This is a genomic window from Mesobaculum littorinae, assembly GCF_004011175.1.
Taxonomy (GTDB): Bacteria; Pseudomonadota; Alphaproteobacteria; order Rhodobacterales; family Rhodobacteraceae; genus Tranquillimonas; species Tranquillimonas littorinae.
The window spans coordinates 908,275-926,034 of record NZ_RQXX01000001.1; the positions used below are offsets into that span (position 1 = coordinate 908,275).

General features: G+C 68.2%; 17 protein-coding genes. 13 read left to right on the plus strand and 4 right to left on the minus strand.

Annotated elements, in window-relative coordinates; genetic code table 11:
* Positions 1-28 precede the first annotated feature (28 nt).
* Positions 29-1,252: an MFS transporter gene (locus EKE94_RS04170; RefSeq protein WP_127905312.1), complete on the plus strand. Its 1,224-nt coding sequence runs from the start codon at positions 29-31 to the stop codon at positions 1,250-1,252.
* Positions 1,253-1,365: 113 nt separating this feature from the next.
* Here EKE94_RS04170 and EKE94_RS04175 read toward each other — a convergent pair whose 3' ends face one another.
* The 4 genes from EKE94_RS04175 to EKE94_RS04190 form a co-directional block, all read right to left on the minus strand.
* A complete protein-coding gene (locus EKE94_RS04175; RefSeq protein WP_127905313.1) occupies positions 1,366-2,124 on the minus strand; it encodes a squalene/phytoene synthase family protein in 759 nt (252 codons plus the stop codon).
* Complete coding sequence (cimA, locus tag EKE94_RS04180) at positions 2,117-3,745, minus strand: citramalate synthase (protein WP_127905314.1); 1,629 nt, start codon at positions 3,743-3,745, stop codon at positions 2,117-2,119. The genes EKE94_RS04175 and cimA overlap by 8 nt, the downstream gene beginning before the upstream one ends.
* Entirely contained in the window at positions 3,742-5,136 is a 1,395-nt protein-coding gene (gene cysS / locus EKE94_RS04185; protein ID WP_127905315.1) for a cysteine--tRNA ligase, read from the minus strand. The genes cimA and cysS overlap by 4 nt, the downstream gene beginning before the upstream one ends.
* Before the next feature lie 297 nt (positions 5,137-5,433).
* The gene (locus tag EKE94_RS04190) at positions 5,434-6,159 is read right to left on the minus strand and encodes a GntR family transcriptional regulator (RefSeq protein ID WP_127905316.1); all 726 of its coding nucleotides are present in this window, start codon (positions 6,157-6,159) and stop codon (positions 5,434-5,436) included.
* Positions 6,160-6,275: 116 nt separating this feature from the next.
* Between EKE94_RS04190 and dctP the strand changes: the two genes are divergently transcribed.
* The 12 genes from dctP (at position 6,276) to EKE94_RS04245 (ending at position 17,581) form a co-directional block, all read left to right on the plus strand.
* A complete protein-coding gene (gene dctP / locus EKE94_RS04195) occupies positions 6,276-7,301 on the plus strand; it encodes a TRAP transporter substrate-binding protein DctP (protein WP_127905317.1) in 1,026 nt (341 codons plus the stop codon).
* A gap of 70 nt (positions 7,302-7,371) precedes the next feature.
* Positions 7,372-7,893, plus strand: a complete 522-nt coding sequence (locus EKE94_RS04200; RefSeq protein WP_127905318.1) for a TRAP transporter small permease subunit — start codon at positions 7,372-7,374, stop codon at positions 7,891-7,893.
* Positions 7,883-9,199 carry a TRAP transporter large permease gene (locus EKE94_RS04205; protein WP_127905319.1) on the plus strand — a complete coding sequence of 439 codons (1,317 nt, stop codon included), beginning with the start codon at positions 7,883-7,885 and terminating at the stop codon, positions 9,197-9,199. Before EKE94_RS04200 ends, EKE94_RS04205 begins: the two co-directional genes overlap by 11 nt.
* A gap of 10 nt (positions 9,200-9,209) precedes the next feature.
* Entirely contained in the window at positions 9,210-9,371 is a 162-nt protein-coding gene (locus EKE94_RS18600) for a hypothetical protein (RefSeq protein ID WP_164870818.1), read from the plus strand.
* Positions 9,372-9,376: 5 nt separating this feature from the next.
* Complete coding sequence (gene araD / locus EKE94_RS04210; protein ID WP_127905320.1) at positions 9,377-11,110, plus strand: L-arabinonate dehydratase; 1,734 nt, start codon at positions 9,377-9,379, stop codon at positions 11,108-11,110.
* A 9-nt stretch (positions 11,111-11,119) separates the two neighbouring features.
* Positions 11,120-11,845: a ribonuclease activity regulator RraA gene (locus EKE94_RS04215; RefSeq protein WP_127905321.1), complete on the plus strand. Its 726-nt coding sequence runs from the start codon at positions 11,120-11,122 to the stop codon at positions 11,843-11,845.
* Positions 11,846-12,059: 214 nt separating this feature from the next.
* Positions 12,060-12,980, plus strand: coding sequence for a DMT family transporter (locus EKE94_RS04220; protein WP_127905322.1), 921 nt, complete (start codon positions 12,060-12,062; stop codon positions 12,978-12,980).
* 28 nt (positions 12,981-13,008) lie between these two features.
* Positions 13,009-13,881 carry an ATPase gene (locus EKE94_RS04225; protein ID WP_127905323.1) on the plus strand — a complete coding sequence of 291 codons (873 nt, stop codon included), beginning with the start codon at positions 13,009-13,011 and terminating at the stop codon, positions 13,879-13,881.
* A 30-nt stretch (positions 13,882-13,911) separates the two neighbouring features.
* Positions 13,912-14,841 carry a homoserine O-acetyltransferase MetA gene (gene metA / locus EKE94_RS04230; protein WP_127905324.1) on the plus strand — a complete coding sequence of 310 codons (930 nt, stop codon included), beginning with the start codon at positions 13,912-13,914 and terminating at the stop codon, positions 14,839-14,841.
* A 223-nt stretch (positions 14,842-15,064) separates the two neighbouring features.
* The gene (locus EKE94_RS04235; protein ID WP_127905325.1) at positions 15,065-16,042 is read left to right on the plus strand and encodes an alpha/beta fold hydrolase; all 978 of its coding nucleotides are present in this window, start codon (positions 15,065-15,067) and stop codon (positions 16,040-16,042) included.
* Between the two features lie 59 nt (positions 16,043-16,101).
* Complete coding sequence (gene ppk2, locus EKE94_RS04240) at positions 16,102-16,971, plus strand: polyphosphate kinase 2 (protein WP_127905326.1); 870 nt, start codon at positions 16,102-16,104, stop codon at positions 16,969-16,971.
* Positions 16,964-17,581 (plus strand): TetR/AcrR family transcriptional regulator, encoded by a 618-nt coding sequence (locus EKE94_RS04245; protein ID WP_127905327.1) that lies wholly within the window; start codon positions 16,964-16,966, stop codon positions 17,579-17,581. Before ppk2 ends, EKE94_RS04245 begins: the two co-directional genes overlap by 8 nt.
* The last annotated feature ends 179 nt before the right edge of the window (positions 17,582-17,760 follow it).

The following is a 17,760-nucleotide window of genomic DNA, read 5'->3' on the forward strand; positions in this document are numbered from 1 at the left end:
GCCTTTGGGCGATACGAAAGGCCAGACCATGACGACCACGCCCGCCGACCCGTCCTCGGGGTCCAAGACCGCCCGCCGCAACGTCGCGATCCTCGTCACCGCGCAGGCGGTGCTGGGCGCGCAGATGCCCATCATCTTCACCATTGCCGGGCTTGCCGGGCAGTCGCTGGCATCGAATCCCTGTCTGGCCACGTTGCCGATCTCGATGGTGATCCTGGGCTCGATGCTGTCGGCGCAGCCACTGGCGGCGCTGATGCAGCGCCACGGGCGCCGCGCGGGGTTCTTTGCCGGCGTCACGGGCGGCGCCTGCGGGGCGGCGATCGGGGCGCTGGGGCTCTACCTCGGCAGCTTCGGCATCTTCCTCCTGGGGTCGCTTCTGACCGGGGTCTACCAGTCCGCGCAGGGGTTCTACCGCTTCGCCGCGACCGACACCGCCTCGGACGCGTTCCGGGCCAAGGCCATCTCCTACGTGCTGGCAGGGGGACTCGTGTCGGCGATCATCGGGCCGCAGCTGGTCAAGCTGACGTCGATGGCCTTCGTCGTGCCCTTTCTCGGCGCCTATCTGGCGGTGATCGCGATCAACGCGCTGGGCGTGCTGCTGTTCTGCCTGCTGGACATCCCCAGGCCGCCGGTGCCCGACAAGGACGCGCCGCGGGGCCGCAGCGTGGGGCAGCTTCTGCGCACCCCGCGCATCGCGGTGGCGATCATCTGCGCGATGGTCAGCTATTCGCTGATGAACCTGATGATGACCTCGACGCCTCTGGCGGTCGTGGGCTGCGGCTTTAGCCAGAACGACGCCGCCAACGTGGTATCGGCGCATGTGCTGGCGATGTTCGCCCCGTCCTTCGTGACCGGCCACCTGATCAACCGCTTCGGGGTCGAAAAGATCATGGGGCTGGGACTGGCCGTGCTGGCAGGCGCGGGCGCGGTGGCGCTGTCGGGGGTCGAACTGACGCAGTTCTACGGCGCGCTGGTCCTTCTGGGGATCGGCTGGAACTTCGGCTTCATCGGCGCGACGACGATGCTGGCCGGCGCCCACCGCGCGGAGGAACGCGGCCGGGTGCAGGGCCTGAACGACATGCTGGTCTTCGGCTGCGTCACCATTGCCTCGCTCGCGTCGGGGGGGCTGATGAACTGCTCGGGCGGGACTGCCGCCGAGGGCTGGTTCGCCGTGACGCTGGCGATGGCGCCGTTCCTGGCGCTGGCGGGCGGGGCGCTGATCTGGCTGGCCCTGCGCCCGCGCCGGACCTGAGGGGCCCCTGAATCCCGGAGCCCGGCGCGGGGGGGGGCGGGCCACGGGCGGGCGCCGGGCCGCAACTGTCCCGGGCTGCAACCGCGCTGACCGGTCATCGCGTCAGGTCGTGGCTACCGGCCGACCCAGGCGTAGCGTTGCAACCCGGCGCGGCGCGCGAACTCGGATTGCGCCAGCCGCCCCTCTTCGACCGCGGCTGGATCCTTTGCCGCCTGCCGCAACAGGGGCGACGCCCGCCATGCGGCCAGCGTCGCGGTGCGCGCGGCGCCGCGGGCCGCGCCGGTTCCGGCACGCTGCAGCCCCTCGCGCGCAAGCGCGGCGATGTCCGTGCCCTCGGGCAGCGGACGCTTTGCCCGGGCGCGCAGATCGGGAACCGCCATCAGGTAGTTGGCCAGCCCCATCGCCTGCCCGCGGGCCCTGACCATGGCCTCGGCCGCCGCATCCGCGCCAAGCGCCCGCGCCGCGGCCCAGAGCAGCCCGCCCCCGGTTGCATCGAGATAGGCCCAAAGGGCGCCCGTATCGGCAAAGGGCATCTCTTCGAGATCCGCGCGCCGCGCCTCGATCAGCTGGTCGAGCAGCTGCGCGCCCTCGGCGTCCAGCACCGTGGCCAGCGGCACCGTCACCTCGTGCCGACGCACGACGCCGCCCGAGGCGATTTCGTCCAGCGCATCGCGCCACCATTGCAGCCGCATCTCGGCGATCAGCGGCTCTTCGGTGACCCATGGCGCGCGCGCCACCTCGAGGTTCATGGCGAAGATCGGAAACAGCACCGGCCGCGCCGCGGGGGGCGCGGCCATCACCGCCAGGAACCGATCGGGATCGCCCTTGCGCACGATCTCGGCGGCCGCCTCGAAGCCCAGATCCTCAGCCATGCGGCACCGCGCCGTCATGCACCAGCTTCCATGTGATCGCGTCCAGAAGCGCCTCGAACGAGGCGTCGACTATGTTGGGCGACAAACCCACGGTCGACCAGCGATGGCCGCGGCTGTCTTCGCTGTCGATCACGACCCGGGTCTGCGCCTCGGTCCCCCCTTGGGTGATGCGCACCTTGAAATCGACCAGCGCCATGTCGTCTATATTCGCCTGGAACGGTCCGAGATCCTTGGCCAGCGCCCGGGCCAACGCGTTGACCGGCCCGCGATCCGACCCGCTTTCGTCAAGGTTCTCGCTGACCGACAGCATCCGGTCGGCACCCACGCGGACCACGACGACGGCCTCCGAGAAGGTGGCCATGCGCCCCGCGCTGCCCTGCCGCCGCTCCACCGTGACGCGGTAGCGCTCGACCTCGAAGAACCGGGGCAGCTGCCCCAGCTGCGCCCGCGCCATCAGCTCGAAACTCGCCTGCGCGGTGTCGTAGGAGTATCCCTCGGCCTCGCGCGCCTTGACCTCGTCGAGGATGCGCGACAGCGCCGGATCGCCCTTTTCAACCGCGATGCCCATGCCCGCGAGCCGGGCGCGCAGGTTCGATTGCCCCGCCTGGTTCGACATCGGCACGATGCGCGCGTTGCCCACCGCTTCGGGCGCGATGTGTTCGTAGGTCGTGGCATCCTTTGCGATGGCCGAGGCATGCAGCCCCGCCTTGTGCGCAAAGGCCGAGGCCCCGACATAGGGCGCGCTGCGCATCGGCACGCGGTTCAGGATATCGTCCAGCATCCGGCTGACCTGCGTCAGGCCCGCCAGCGCCTCTGCGCTGACCCCGATGTCGAAGCGCCCCGCATAGGCGGATTTCAGCAGAAGCGTTGGGATCAGCGTGGTGAGGTTCGCGTTGCCGCAGCGTTCGCCCAGCCCGTTCAGCGTGCCCTGGATCTGGCGGACGCCCGCGTCGACCGCGGCCAGCGTGCCCGCGACCGCGTTGCCGGTGTCGTCGTGGGTGTGGATGCCCAGCCGGTCACCGGGGATGCCCGCGGCGATCACTTCTTCGACGACCTGCCCGATCTCGCGCGGCAGCGTGCCGCCATTGGTGTCGCACAGCACGATCCAGCGCGCCCCGGCCTCAAGCGCGGCATGCAGGCAGGCCAGCGCATAATCGCGGTCGGCGCGGTAGCCGTCGAAGAAATGTTCGGCGTCGAACAGCGCCTCGCGCCCTGCACCCGCGCAATGCGAAACCGAGGCGGCGATGTTGGCCAGGTTCTCTTCGAGCGTGATGCCAAGCGCCCGGGTGACGTGAAAGTCGTGCGTCTTGCCGACCAGGCAGACCGCCGGGGTGCCCGCGTTCAGCACCTCGGCCAGCACCTCGTCGTTGGCGGCTGACCGTCCGGCCCGCTTGGTCATGCCGAAGGCGGTGAAGGTCGCGCGGGTTTGCGGAGCGGCGGCGAAGAAATCGCTGTCCGTCGGGTTCGCGCCCGGCCAGCCGCCTTCGATATAGTCGACGCCGAGCGCATCCAGAGCCGCGGCGATGCGCTGCTTCTCCGGCACCGAGAACTGCACGCCCTGGGTCTGCTGCCCGTCGCGCAGCGTCGTGTCGTAAAGATAGAGCCTCTCGCGGTCGCTCATCGCAGGGCCTCCAGCGCCGCGCGATCGAAGCCCGGCGCAAGCTCCCACTCCGCGCCGCCAGCGGTGTCCTTGACCACGACGCCCGCCGCCGCGAACCCGTCGCGCAGGGCGTCGGCCCGGGCGAAGTCCCTGGCCTTCCGCGCCTCGGCGCGTTCGGCCAGAAGTGTCTCGATCAGGTCCGAGACGGCAAGGTCCACCTGCGTGCCCGCCCAGTCCGGCACCGCCGCGCCCAGAAGACCCAGCAGCTGCATGGCCCCGGCCAAGTGGGCGAACCGGCCGTCGCGGTAAAGCGCGTGCATCGCCGTCAGCGCCCCGTGGCCATTGAGGTCGTCGGCCAGCGGCACGACCACCTCCTGCGGGATCTCGGCCGCCACGCCGTCGACGGCCTCGTACCATTTGCGCAGCACCGCCTCGGCCTCGGCGGCCTTCTCGGCGGTCCAGTCCATGGGCTTGCGGTAATGCGTCGACAGGAAGACGTAGCGGATCACCTCGCCCCGTATCCCCTGGTCCAGCAGGTCGCGCACTGTGAAGAAGTTGCCGAGGGATTTCGACATCTTCCGCCCCTCGACCATCAGCATCTCGTTATGCATCCAGATCTGGGCGAAATGTCCCTCGGGGTGGGCACAGCAGGATTGCGCGATCTCGTTTTCGTGGTGCGGAAAGGCAAGGTCGATGCCGCCGCCATGGATATCGAAGCTCTGGCCCAGAAGCTCGGCCGACATGGCCGAGCATTCGATGTGCCAGCCGGGCCGCCCCCGCCCCCACGGGCTGTCCCAGCCCGGCAGCTCGTCGTCCGAGGGCTTCCACAGGACAAAGTCCATCGGGTTGCGCTTGTAGGGCGCGACCTCGACCCGGGCACCGGCGATCATGTCCTCGACCGTGCGACCGGACAAGCGGCCATAGTCCTTGTAGGACTCGACCGCGAAAAGCACGTGCCCCTCGGCCACGTAGGCATGGCCGCGATCGACCAGGTCGGCGATCATCGCGACCATCGCGCCGATGTATTCGGTCGCGCGGGGTTCGTGATCGGGACGCAGCGCACCGAGGGCGTCCATGTCGTCGTGGTACCAGCCGATGGTTTCGTCCGAACGGTCGCGGATCAGATCCTCGAGCGTCCCGGGCGCCCCCGCCGCGCGGCGTTTCTGCGCGGTTTCGTTGATGCGGTCGTCGACGTCGGTGAAGTTGCGGGCATAGGTCACGGCCTCGGCCCCATGGACGTGCCGCAGCAGGCGGTAAAGCAGGTCGAAGACGATGACCGGCCGCGCGTTGCCCAGGTGGGCACGGTCATAGACGGTGGGACCGCAGACATAAATCCGCACATCCCCCGGCGTGAGGGGGTGGAACACCTGCTTTTCGCGGGCGGCGGTGTTGTAAAGCCGGATCTCGGTCATGTCTCGTCCTGTCGCGGGCTTGCCGCGGGTCCGAGGGCGTCTTCTGGATAGGATGACGAGGCCGGCCCGCAGCGAAGCGTGTCAGCGGATAATGCAGCAAATGGTCGGCGCGGTGCACGTCATGGCTCCGCCCCTAGCACGCGGCGCGGGGCACGGCAACGCCCTGCGGGCGCCCCCCGTTACGCAGGACGCCCACGGGGACCGGCCCGCCGCCTGCGCGGGCCCGGTGGCCCGTCGCTGGCCCGGCGAGGGTCGGCGAGGGTCGGCCAGAAGAATCTGGGCGAGAGGGGGCCTGGGTCAGAAGAAATCGGGATAGCGGGCGCGGATCCCTTCGACCTGCTTGAGCGTACCTGACAGGTGTTCGCGCACGGCGGCCTCTGCTTCGGCGGCCTCGCCCGCCCGAATGGCCGCCGCGATGCGCCGGTGAAGCTCGATGATCGAGGCCGACTTGCCCGGTTCGGGCAGGTTGAGGTTGCGCAGCCGATCGATATGGCCCGAGCGCGCGGTCACCAGGTCCCACAGGGCGTCGGCGCCGATCAGGCAGTGCAAGCGGCGATGAAAGGCGCGGTCGAAGCGGGTAAATTCCTCGACATCTCCAGCCTCGAAGGCGCGCGCCTGCCGGTCGATCAGGGCGTCGATGTCGTCGATAAAATTCCGTTCGGGCGCGGTGGCGAGCCTGCGCACGACCTCGAGCTCAAGCGACAGGCGCAGGAACTGCGTCTCCTTGGCGTGGGCGATGTCGATGCGCGCAACCTCGGTCTTGGACTGGGGAAAGATCCGCAACAGCCCCTCGCCCGACAGCCGCTGCATCGCCTCGCGCACCGGCGTCTGGCTGACGCCGTAGGTGTCCGACACCTCGGCCCGCGACAGGGGCTGCCCCGGCGCCAGATCCAGCGCGACGATCCGGGCCCGCAGGGCGTCGTGCACCTGCGCGCTGGCGGAAACACGGCGGACCGGAACCTCGGGCGTGATGTCCCGCAGCTCTCCGATCTCGCCCGGGTCGCTATGCGTCGGCCTCTGCATTGATTTCACTGATCTATCCAAATCTCTACCGCCCTCAGGATACAACGCGCTTGCCTGGCATGCACTAATATATTAGTACCTTACCTGCGGTCACGGCCGCTCAACGGGAGGACATCATGAAACTTAGCATCACGGCGCTTTTCGCCGCGACCGTCGCCTTGCCCGCAGGGCTGGCCTCGGCCGACACCCTGACCATCCAGACCTCGTTCAACGCGGGCGACTTCTCGACCCAGTACCTGACCGACACCTGGCTGCCCAAGATCGCCGAAGCGACCGACGGCCGGATCGAGATTTCCCTGACGCCGAACGGATCGGTGGTGCCGGCCAAGGAGACGCCCGAGGCGGTCGCCGCAGGGGTGCTGGACGGGGACTTCACCTCGGTGAACTACTTTTCGGGGCTTGAGCCGGCCTACGCGATCATGGGCGACCTGATCTCGGGCTACGACACGCCCGAACAGATGCTGGGCTTCTGCCGCGACGGCGGCGGCGAGGAGATGATGCAGAAAGCCGCGGATTCGGTCACCGGCGGCGAGGTCCATGTCGTGGCCTGCGGCCCCTACTCGCGCGAGGCACTGCCCGCCCGGACCCCGATCCGCACCTTCGAGGACCTCAAGGGCAAGAAGATCCGGTCGCCCGAGGGGCTGGCCGCGGCCGTGTTCCAGGCCGCCGGCGCCTCGCCGGTGTCGATCCCCTTCTCCGAGGTCTTCGGCGCACTGGAAAAGGGCATCGTCGATGCAGCCGACGCTTCGGCCTACGTCAACAACGACGCGACCGGCCTGCACGACGTGGCGCCCTACCCGCTTTACCCCGGCATCCACTCGATGCCGTCGATGCAGTTCACCATCAACACCGAAACCTGGGAGGCCCTGTCGCCCGAGGATCAGGACGCGCTGCGCACCTGGTGGTACGACGCGATGTTCGCCATGGCGGCCGAGGTGAGCAAGCTCGACCAGGAGCTGGCCGAACGCGATGCCGCCGCCGGCAAGATCGAGGTAATCGACTGGTCGCAGGAGGACCGGGACCAGTTGCGCGCCGTCGCCCGCGAGCAGTGGGAAGCCTACGCCCAGAAGTCAGAGCTGGCGCAGGAAGCGCTTGAGGCGAACCTCGCCTACATGAAGGAAATCGGGCTCTTCTCCGAATGACGCGCCCTGCGCCGCGCCGGTCCCCGGTGCGGCGCATCTCTTCCCTCGCAATCTCCTACCGGAGGGCCCCATGAGGAACCTTCTGGCCCGCTACGCCGATGGCATGGACCGCGTCAGCGTCTTCATCGGTCAGGGCTGCTCTGTCCTGTTCTTCGCCTGCATCGCGATATCGGCCGCCGAGGTCGTGTTTCGCTACGGCTTCGACCGGCCCACGGTCTGGTCGACCGAACTGGCGATGACGCTCTGCGCCACCGCCTGGGTGCTGTCCGTCGCCTTCGTCACCGAACGCAACCGGCACATTTCCATCACCATGCTGGAAATGCTCGTCGGGCCGCGTGTCTGGCGGCTGTTCCGGCTGTTCCAGCTGCTGATCGCCTTCGGTGCGATCTTCGTGCTCAGCCTCGCACTGTGGGGGCCGGCCCGGAAGGTCATGGAGCGCACCGAATACACCGGCACCGCACTCAATTCGATCCAGCCCACGATCTTCAAGATCCTGATCCTCTTGGGCTGCGTGCTCTACCTCGCGCAGCTTGCCTCGAACATCATCCGCTGGGTCCAGCATACCGAAAAGGACGTGACCGGTGGGCATTGAATACATCACCCTGCTGATCGTCGTCTCGCTTCTGGGCCTGATGGCGCTGGGGGTGCCGCTGGGCATCACCACCCTCACGGTATCGCTGGCGACGGCGCTTCTCTATTTCGGCGAACGCGCCGGGTTCTTCATCGTCGCCGCGAACGTGAGCGAGGTGCTGCACAAGTACGAGCTGATCGCGGTGCCGTTTTTCGTCTTCATGGCCAACGTGCTCGAACGATCCGGCATCGCTAAGTCGCTGTTCGATTCGATGGCGATCATGGGCGGGCGGTTCCGCGGGTCGGTCGGCGTGCAGACCTGCATCGTCGCCGTGGTGCTGGCCGCCATGTCGGGCATCATGGGCGGCGAAATCGTCATGCTGGGGCTGATCGCGCTGCCGCAGATGCTGCGGCTGGGATACGACAAGCGGCTGTCGATCGGCATCATCTGCGCCGCGGGCGCGCTCGCCACGCTGATCCCGCCGTCGGTGGTGCTGATCATCTACGGCCTTGCCGCGCAGGTATCGATCACCAAGCTCTTTGCCGCCTCGGCGGTGCCGGGGCTGATCCTGGCCTCGCTCTACGTCACCTACATCCTGGTGCGGGTGCGGCTGAACCCGGCGATGGCGCCGATCTACGACATCCCCGAAACCGGCCTGCCGTTCCTCAAACGCCTGCGCTACCTCAAGGGCGTGATCCTGCCCGGCGTGCTGATCGGCGCCGTGCTGGGGGTGATCTACTCGGGCATCGCCACGGTGACCGAGGCGGCGGCGATCGGCGCGGTCGGCGCGCTGGTCGTGGCAGCCGTGCGCGGCGAGCTCAGCTGGACCATGGCCCGCGACGCGATGCGCCAGACGGTGCTGACCGTGGGGTCGATCATCTGGCTGGTGCTGGGGGCGGTGTCTCTGATCGGGATCTACAACCGCATCGGCGGCGGCGACTTCCTGCGCGGCGTGCTGACGGGCCTCGATATCGCGCCGATCATGGTCATCGTGGTGATGATGCTGATCATCATGGTGCTGGGCACCTTTCTGGAATGGATCGCCATCATCTTCATCACGGTGCCGATCTTCGCCCCGGTGGTGATCGACCTGGGATACGACCCGGTCTGGTTCGGCGTGCTCTTCGCGATGAACATCCAGATCTACTACCTGTCCCCGCCGTTCGGTCCGGCCTGCTTCTTCCTGAAGTCGGTCGCGCCGAAGGAAATCGAGCTTCAGGACATCTTTGTCGCCGTCATGCCGTTCATCGGCCTGCAGGCGCTGGGCCTGTTCCTGGTGCTTTTCATCCCCGAGCTTGCGCTCTGGCTGCCGTCGATCATGGACTGAGGAGACCGCGATGACAGATCCCCACCTCACCCGCCAGGACGAGGATATCTCGGCCTCCGAATACGCCTCGGACTCGCAGCTTGAACCCTATGCCTTCGGCAACTGGCCCGAGGTCCTCGGACTGGCGCTGACGCTGCTGCTGGTTTGGCTCACCTTCGCATTGACCGGATAACGCCCGTGACACGAAAATCCCCCGCCGACCTGCGATCCGCGCGCTGGTTCTCGAAGGACGACCTGCGCAGCTTCGGCCACCGCTCCCGCATGATGCAGATGGGCTATTCCGAAGAGGAATTCCGCGACCGCCCGATGATCGGGATCCTCAACACCTGGTCCGAGCTCAACACCTGCCACAGCCACTTCCGCGACCGGGTCCAGGACGTGAAGCGCGGCGTCCTGATGGCCGGCGGCATCGGTGTCGAGATGCCGGCGCTGTCGGTCGACGAAAGCAATACCAAGCCGACCTCGATGCTCTATCGCAACCTTCTCGCGATGGAGACGGAAGAGATGATCCGCTCGCACCCCTTGGACGGTGTGGTCCTGATGGGCGGGTGCGACAAGACCACGCCGGGCCTGGTGCTGGGCGCGATCAGCGCGGGCGTGCCGCTGATCTACCTGCCCGCGGGGCCGATGCTGCGCGGCAACTACGCGGGCAAGATCCTGGGATCCGGGTCGGACGCCTGGAAATACTGGGACGAACGCCGCGCCGGCAACATCTCGGACGAGGAATGGCAGGGGGTGCAGGGCGGCATCGCCCGGTCGGCCGGGACCTGCATGACGATGGGCACCGCGTCGACCATGACGGCCATCGCCGATGCGATGGGGATCACGCTGCCGGGGGCGTCGTCGATCCCGGCGGTGGATTCCGGGCACCAGCGGATGTCGGCGGACTGCGGGCGGCGCATCGTCGACATGGTGTGGGAGGATCTGACCCCCGATCGCATCATCACCGCCGCCGCCTGCCGCAACGCGGCGATCGTCGCAATGGCAACGGGGTGTTCGACCAACGCCGTGGTCCACCTGATCGCGATGGCGCGCCGCGCGGGCCACGACCTGACGCTCGACGACCTCGACGCGCTGGGCCGCGAGACGCCGCTGATCGCGAATGTCCGACCCGCGGGCAAGGACTACCTGATGGAGGATTTCTACTACGCCGGCGGACTGCGCGCGCTGATGAAGCAGCTCGAGGAGCGGCTCGACACATCATGCATGACCGTGACGGGGCGGACGCTGGGCGAAAACCTTGCCGGCGCCGAGGTCTACAACACCGACGTCATCCGGCCGCTGTCGAACCCGGTCTACAAGGAGGGATCGCTGGCCGTTCTGCGCGGCAACCTCTGCCCCGACGGGGCGGTGATCAAGCCCGCCGCCTGCGACCCGAAATACTACCTCCACGAAGGTCCGGCGCTGGTCTTCGACAGCTACCCCGAGATGAAGGCGGCGGTGGACGACGAGGATCTGGACGTCACCCCGGACACCGTGATGGTGCTGCGCAACGCGGGCCCGCAGGGGGGGCCGGGCTTTCCCGAATGGGGCATGCTGCCGATCCCCAAGGCGCTGATCAAGCAGGGGTACCGCGACATGCTGCGGATCTCGGACGCGAGGATGTCTGGCACCTCCTACGGTGCCTGCGTGCTGCACGTCGCGCCCGAAAGCTATATCGGCGGCCCGCTGGCGCTGCTGCGCAGCGGCGACGTGGTACGGCTGGACCTCGCGGCAAGGCGGCTCGACATGCTGGTGGACGAGGATGAACTGGCCCGCCGCAGGGCGGCGTGGACAGCGCCCGAACGCCGCTTCGAACGCGGCTACGGACACATGTTCTCGCGCCATGTGACGCAGGCCGACCAGGGCTGCGACTTCGACTTCCTGCAAACCGATTTCGGACGTGCCGCCGGCGAACCCGACATCTTCTGAGGACCGATCATGAGCGACTACACACTTTCCGACGAAACCCGGGACCGGCTGAGGCGGATCTCGACCGCGTCTATCGCGACGCAGCTCTACAAGCGCGGGCTGCGCAACCAGTTCATCCAGGGCGTCGTGCCGGTGGCACCCAAGGCGCAGCGCATGGTCGGGCAGGCCTTCACCTTGCGCTACATCCCCGCGCGCGAAGATCGCAATACGCTCGACGTCTTCCGCAACGCCGATCACCCGCAGCGCGTGGCGGTCGAGACCTGTCCGCCGGGCCAGATCCTGGTGATGGACGCGCGCCAGGACGCCAGCGCGGCGACGGCGGGGTCGATCCTCGTCACCCGGATGGCGGTGCGGGGCTGCGCGGGCATCGTGTCGGACGGCGGGTTCCGCGACGCCGAGGGGATCGGCGCGCTCGAGATGCCGGCCTTCTACGCGGGGCCCTCGGCCCCCACCAACCTGACCAAGCACGAGGCGCTGGACATCAACGTCCCCATCGGCTGCGGCGGCGTGGCGGTGTTTCCCGGCGACGTGCTGGTGGGCGACCGCGACGGCGTGATGGTCATCCCCGCGCACCTCGCCGACGAGATCGCCGAGGTCTGTGCGGGCATGGAGGCGTTCGAGGACTTCGTGCTGGAAGAGGTGATGGCCGGGACCCCGATCATCGGCCTCTATCCCTGCACCAAGGAGGAGAACCAGAAGAAGTTCGAGGAGTGGCGCGACAAGACCGGCCGCTGAGCACGCGCCCCCCGGGGCCGCGGCGGCGCAGGCTCCCGGCCATGCGCCCGGGGGGCAGCCGTGAACAACGCCGCCAAGCTCAGACCGGGCTTGCGCGGGGCTGCGTTGCCCGTGCTGCCCGCGCCAAGTCGCAGGTCCGGGCCGCGGCAAAAGGTGCCGGGGATGCGCAAGCTTCGGGTCGCGCCCGGTCGTCATGGCGGCTAGAGCTTTGCGCATGGCACCGCAAAAGACCCTCACCCCCGCCACCTGGGGCCTTCTTGGCCTTCTCTCCCTGATCTGGGGCGGATCGTTCCTGTCGGTCCGTATCGCGCTGGACGAGATCGGGCCGCTCTGGGCCGTCGCGCACCGCGTCTTCTGGGCGGCGATCGTGCTTTGGGGTGCGGTCGCGCTGATGCGGCTGCCGATGCCGCGCGGGTGGCGTATCTGGGGCACCTTCGCGGTGATGGGCCTGCTCAACAACATCCTGCCCTTCGGCCTGATGGCCTGGGGGCAGTTGCACATCACCTCTGGCCTGACCTCGATCTTCAATGCGGCCACGGCGCTCTTCAGCGTGCTGGTCGCGGCGCTGGTCTTTGCCGACGAGCGGCTGACGCGACGCCGCATGGCGGGCCTCGCACTGGGGTTCGCGGGCGTGGTCTGCGCCATCGGGCCCGAGGCGCTGCACGATTTCGACCTGCGCTCGGCCGGGCAGATCGCGGTGCTGGCCGGCACCGTCTGCTATGCGCTGGCCGCGGCCTGGGGCCGGATTGCCATGACCGGCCTGCGCCCCGAGATCGCCGCCGCGGGAATGCTGACCGCGTCAAGCGTCATGGCCGTGCCGCTGGCCTGGGCGGTCGAGGGCGCCCCCGATGCCAGCCTTTCGGCCGCCACGCTGGGCGCCATCGCCTACTACGCGCTTGTGGCGACGGCCTTGGCCTATCTTCTGTATTACCGGGTGCTGGCCGCGGCGGGGGCCGGCAACGTGACGCTCTGCACCCTGATGATCCCGCCGGTGGCCATCACCCTGGGCGCGCTGGTGCGGGGCGAACGGCTGGCGCCGCTGGCCCTTGCCGGGTTCGGGCTGCTGGCGCTGGGGCTTTTGGTGCTGAACGGGCGGCTGCGCTTGCCCCTGTCCTTTCGCCCCCGCCCCCGCTAGAGACGGACGCGGCGAAAGGGAGAGCCGCATGAAATACGAGACCGCCGCCGACTGGCGCCAGGCCCGCGCGAAACACGTCTGCCTTTTCGGCATGTCGGGCCTGGGCAAGACGCATCTTGCCAACATCCTGCGCGGTTCGGGCGGCTGGTTCCACTACTCGATCGATTACCGCATCGGCACCCGCTACATGGGCGAGCACATCGCCGACAACTTCAAGCGCGAGGCGATGAAGGTCCCGCTTCTGCGCGAGCTTCTGTTGTCCGACAGCGTCTACATCGGGTCGAACATCACCTTCGACAACCTCGCGCCGCTGTCGACCTACCTGGGCAAGCCCGGCGACCCCGAGAAGGGCGGCCTGCCGTTCGACGAGTACCTGACCCGGCAGGAGCAGCACCGCGTCGCCGAAACGGCGGCGCTTCTCGACACCCGGCATTTCATAGACCGGGCGCGCGCGCTTTACGGCTACGAGAACTTCGTCTGCGACACCGGCGGATCGATCTGCGAGGTGGTGGACCCCGAGGACCCCGACGACCCGGTGCTGACCGCGCTGTCCCGCGACATGCTGCTGGTGTGGATCGAGGGGACGGATGCCCATGCCGAAGAGCTGTGCCGCCGCTTCGACCGGGCGCCCAAGCCGATGTACTACCACCCCGATTTCCTGCGCGAGGCCTGGGGCGCCTACCTTGCGCGCACGGGCGACGCACCCGGGGCGGTGGATCCCGATGCCTTCATCCGCTGGACCTACGCGCGCGCGCTGGCCCATCGCAGCCCGCGCTATGCCGCGATGGCGCGGCACTGGGGCGTGTCGGTGACGGCCGAGGCGGTATCGGGCGTGCGCGACACCGCGGACTTCGACCGCCTTATCGCCACCGCACTTGAGACCCGCGCCGCCAGCGTCTAGATCTCTCGCCTCCCTTCGAAGGTTCCGTACATGCCCATCAAGCTTCCCGCCGACCTGCCCGCCTACGAGGTGCTCAGCCGCGAGGGCGTGATGGTGATGGCCGACGCCCTGGCCGCCAGCCAGGACATCCGGCCGCTGCGGATCGGGCTGCTGAACCTGATGCCCAAGAAGATCCAGACCGAGACACAGTTCGCGCGCCTGATCGGGGCGACGCCCCTGCAGATCGACCTGCAACTGATCCGGATGACCGAGCACCACTCCAAGAACACCTCGGCCGAGCACATGGAGGCGTTCTACCGCCCCTTCCAGGAGGTGAAGGCCGACAAGTTCGACGGCCTCATCATCACCGGCGCCCCGATCGAGCACCTGCCTTTCGAAGAGGTGACCTATTGGGACGAACTGCGCGAGGTGATGGACTGGACCCAGACCAACGTGCATTCGACCTTCGGCGTCTGCTGGGGCGGGATGGCCATGATCCGGCATTTCCACAAGGTCAACAAGCACCTGCTTGAACGCAAGGCCTTCGGCTGTTTCCGGCACGAGAACCTCGCCCCGGGCAGCCCGTTCCTGCGCGGCTTTTCCGACACCTTCGTGATCCCCGTCAGCCGCTGGACCGAGATGCGGCAGGACGAAATCGACGCCGTGCCCGAACTGACGACCCTGCTGGGGTCGGACCAGGTGGGCCCCTGCCTGGTGTCCGACCCCGGGCACCGCGCGCTCTACATCTTCAACCACTTCGAATACGACAGCGATACGCTGAAGCAGGAATACGACCGCGATGCCGCGGCCGGCACGCCCGTGACGGTGCCTGTGAACTACTATCCCGACGACGATCCCGACCGACGGCCGCTGAACCGCTGGCGCAGCCACGCGCACCTGCTTTACGGCAACTGGATCAACGAGATGTACCAGTCGACGCCTTACGACCTGGCCCTGATTGGCACGCCCGCGGCGGGATAGGCTACGCATTTCGCGAGGACCTCATCCGAGGGGCCGGGGTTTCGCAAGACCCCCGGCTGGCCCGCCGGAACCGATCAGGGCGGGCCACGGTCGCCGGTTTCGCCCTGATGCCACGCGTCGCGATGCCGGACCTCAGGGCAAAGTGAGGGCCGCGTGCTGGTCCTCGCCGCCCGTGCGGTTATATCGGGCAGAGTTACGCCCCAAACTTCCGGAAGTCGTTTTCATGCAGACCTATGCCTTCGCCCTCCTCGTCCTCGTCGCGGGGCTGTCCGGTTGCGGTCTTATCGTGGATCAGCGCGCCGACAGGCGCGAGGCCGAGGCCGAGGCCGCCTATCCCCCCGAAGGCGAGTTCGTGATCGTGGGCGACCGCCGCGTCCACTACGTGCAGGCGGGCACCGGGCCGGACCTCGTGCTGATCCACGGCGCGTCGGGATCGACGCGCGACTTCACCTTCGACTTCCTCGGGCGGGTCCAGGACGACTACCGCGTCACCATCTTCGACCGTCCGGGGCTGGGCTATACCGACCGCGCTGCCGATTTCTACGGCGGCGCCTTCGACGAACGTGCCGAAAGCCCGCAGGTGCAGGCCGATCTGCTCAAGGCCGCGGCCGACCGTCTGGGCGTGCAGCACCCCATCGTGCTGGGCCAGTCCTACGGCGGCGCCGTCGCGATGGCCTGGGGCCTCGACCACGATCCGGCGGCGCTGGTCATCGTGTCGGGTGCAACGCAACCCTGGGACGGGTCGCTGTCGGCCACCTACCAGACGACGGCCTCGTCGCTGGGCGGGGCGGGGCTGGTGCCGCTGATCACCGCCTTCGCGACGCAGGGCCAGATCCATTCGGCGCTGGAAGGGATCTTTGCCCCGCAGGACATCCCCGAAGGCTATGAGGAGTATATCGGCGCGCCGCTGTCGATCCGGCGCGAGACGTTCCGCGCCTCGTCGCGGCAGGTCAACACGCTGAAGCCGCACCTGAAGGAGATGGCGCCGCGTTACCCCCAGCTCGACATCCCGGTCGAAATCCTGCACGGCACCGCTGACAGCATCGTCCCCTACGAGGTGCACGCCCTGCCGCTGTCGCGCCAGTTGCCCGACGCGAACCTGACGCTGATCGAAAACGGCGGGCACATGATCCACCACGTCGCGGCCGAACAGGTGGTCGAGGCGATCGACCGCGTCGCAAAGCGCGCCGGATTGCGCTAGCGCCCGGCGGCGACTAGCTTCGTAAATCCCAGCCGCACAGTCCCGCGAAAGGTCCGCCCATGCCGTTGCCCTATACCGGCGCGATCACCGCCTTCCTAAACGATGCGGCCCCCGCCCCGATCCGCCGCGCGATCGAGGAGCACGACAAGAAGGACATCCTGTCCGACACCTATCCCTACGACCGCCGGATGCCGGGCAGCGACTACGACCCTCAGATGGAGGCGCTGCAGCTTGAGCTGGTCAAACTGCAATCGCATCTCAAGGCCACGGGCGAGCGGGTGGTCATCGTCTTCGAAGGCCGCGATGCCGCCGGAAAGGGCGGCACGATCAAGCGGCTGCGCGAAAACCTCAACCCCCGGGTGGCGAACGTTGTGGCGCTGGGCACCCCCTCGGACACCGAGGCGGGGCAGTGGTATTTCCAGCGCTACGTGCACCACCTGCCGACCTCGGGCCAGATGGCGATCTACGACCGGTCGTGGTACAATCGCGCCGTCGTCGAACATGTCTTCGGCTTCTGCACGCCGGCCCAGCGGGCGCAGTTCTTCCGCCAGGTCCCGGATTTCGAGCGCATGCTGGTGGACGACGGCATCCACCTCTTCAAGATCTGGCTGAACGTCGGACGCGCGGAACAGTTGCGCCGGTTCCTCAAGCGCGAGCGCGATCCGCTGAAACAGTGGAAGCTGTCGCGCATCGATGTCGAGGGCCTGGGCAAGTGGGACGCCTATACCGACGCCATCTCCGAAACCTTCGAGAAGACGCATACCGACGTCGCGCCCTGGACGGTCGTGCGGTCGGACGACAAGAAGCGCGCGCGCCTGGCGGCGATCCGGTCGATCCTGTCGCAGCTCGACTACGACGGCAAGAGCCCTGATGCCGCCTGCCCGCCCGACCCCGCCATCGCCGGAGGCCCGGATATCTGGGATGCCTAAGCAGGGCTATCATCACGGCAACCTTCGGCAGGCCCTGGTCGACGCCGCGCTGGTCCTCATCGAAGAGCGGGGGCCGACGGGGTTCACCCTCTCCGAGGCGGCCAAGAGCGCGGGCGTGACCCCCGCTGCCGTCTACCGCCACTTCGCCGGGCGCGAGGATCTGATCGCCGAGGCCGCACGGCAGGGCTACGAGATCTTTGCCGATCTCATGGCCTATGCCCACGACAGCGGCGGCGACTCTGACCTCGCCAGCTTCGAGGCGACAGGCCGCGCCTATCTGGCCTTTGCCCGGCGTCACCCCGGCCACTACGTCGCGATGTTCGAAAGCGGGATCTCGATCAACCGCACGCCGGACCTTGCGCGCGTGGCGGGGCGCGCCTTCGCGGTGCTGGATCGCGCGGCAGAGGGTCTTACCCGCCATATCCCGCAGGACAGAAGACCGCCGGCGCGCATGATCTCGTCCCATGTCTGGGCGATGAGCCATGGCGTCGTCGAGCTGTTTGCCCGCGGCGCGCCGGGGACCCGCGCGCCCTATCCGCCCGAGGACCTGCTGGAAAGCGGGATTGGGATCTACCTGCGCGGCCTGGGCCTGATCCCGCCCGACGACTGAGGCCTGCGGCCGGGGGCTGGCGGGCTTCAGGACCCGCCCAATGCCCGATCTTCCTACGATGTCTTGTCGTCAGGCTCCAAGTCAGCCGACCGCCGACACGTCGCGCGCGGGACGTCCCGCGACTGCGCGGCGCGCAGATATCGCCGCCGGCGTGGATGCCGCGGGTGCAGGCACTTGCC

Excerpts from the sequence above, each read along its gene's own strand:
- EKE94_RS04170 (WP_127905312.1), top strand. The coding sequence starts at position 29 with ATGACGACCACGCCCGCCGACCCGTCCTCGGGGTCCAAGACCGCCCGC.
- EKE94_RS04175 (WP_127905313.1), bottom strand. The coding sequence starts at position 2,124 with ATGGCTGAGGATCTGGGCTTCGAGGCGGCCGCCGAGATCGTGCGCAAG.
- cimA (WP_127905314.1), bottom strand. The coding sequence starts at position 3,745 with ATGAGCGACCGCGAGAGGCTCTATCTTTACGACACGACGCTGCGCGAC.
- cysS (WP_127905315.1), bottom strand. The coding sequence starts at position 5,136 with ATGACCGAGATCCGGCTTTACAACACCGCCGCCCGCGAAAAGCAGGTG.
- EKE94_RS04190 (WP_127905316.1), bottom strand. The coding sequence starts at position 6,159 with ATGCAGAGGCCGACGCATAGCGACCCGGGCGAGATCGGAGAGCTGCGG.
- dctP (WP_127905317.1), top strand. The coding sequence starts at position 6,276 with ATGAAACTTAGCATCACGGCGCTTTTCGCCGCGACCGTCGCCTTGCCC.
- EKE94_RS04200 (WP_127905318.1), top strand. The coding sequence starts at position 7,372 with ATGAGGAACCTTCTGGCCCGCTACGCCGATGGCATGGACCGCGTCAGC.
- EKE94_RS18600 (WP_164870818.1), top strand. The coding sequence starts at position 9,210 with ATGACAGATCCCCACCTCACCCGCCAGGACGAGGATATCTCGGCCTCC.
- EKE94_RS04215 (WP_127905321.1), top strand. The coding sequence starts at position 11,120 with ATGAGCGACTACACACTTTCCGACGAAACCCGGGACCGGCTGAGGCGG.
- EKE94_RS04220 (WP_127905322.1), top strand. The coding sequence starts at position 12,060 with ATGGCACCGCAAAAGACCCTCACCCCCGCCACCTGGGGCCTTCTTGGC.
- EKE94_RS04225 (WP_127905323.1), top strand. The coding sequence starts at position 13,009 with ATGAAATACGAGACCGCCGCCGACTGGCGCCAGGCCCGCGCGAAACAC.
- metA (WP_127905324.1), top strand. The coding sequence starts at position 13,912 with ATGCCCATCAAGCTTCCCGCCGACCTGCCCGCCTACGAGGTGCTCAGC.
- EKE94_RS04235 (WP_127905325.1), top strand. The coding sequence starts at position 15,065 with ATGCAGACCTATGCCTTCGCCCTCCTCGTCCTCGTCGCGGGGCTGTCC.
- ppk2 (WP_127905326.1), top strand. The coding sequence starts at position 16,102 with ATGCCGTTGCCCTATACCGGCGCGATCACCGCCTTCCTAAACGATGCG.
- EKE94_RS04245 (WP_127905327.1), top strand. The coding sequence starts at position 16,964 with ATGCCTAAGCAGGGCTATCATCACGGCAACCTTCGGCAGGCCCTGGTC.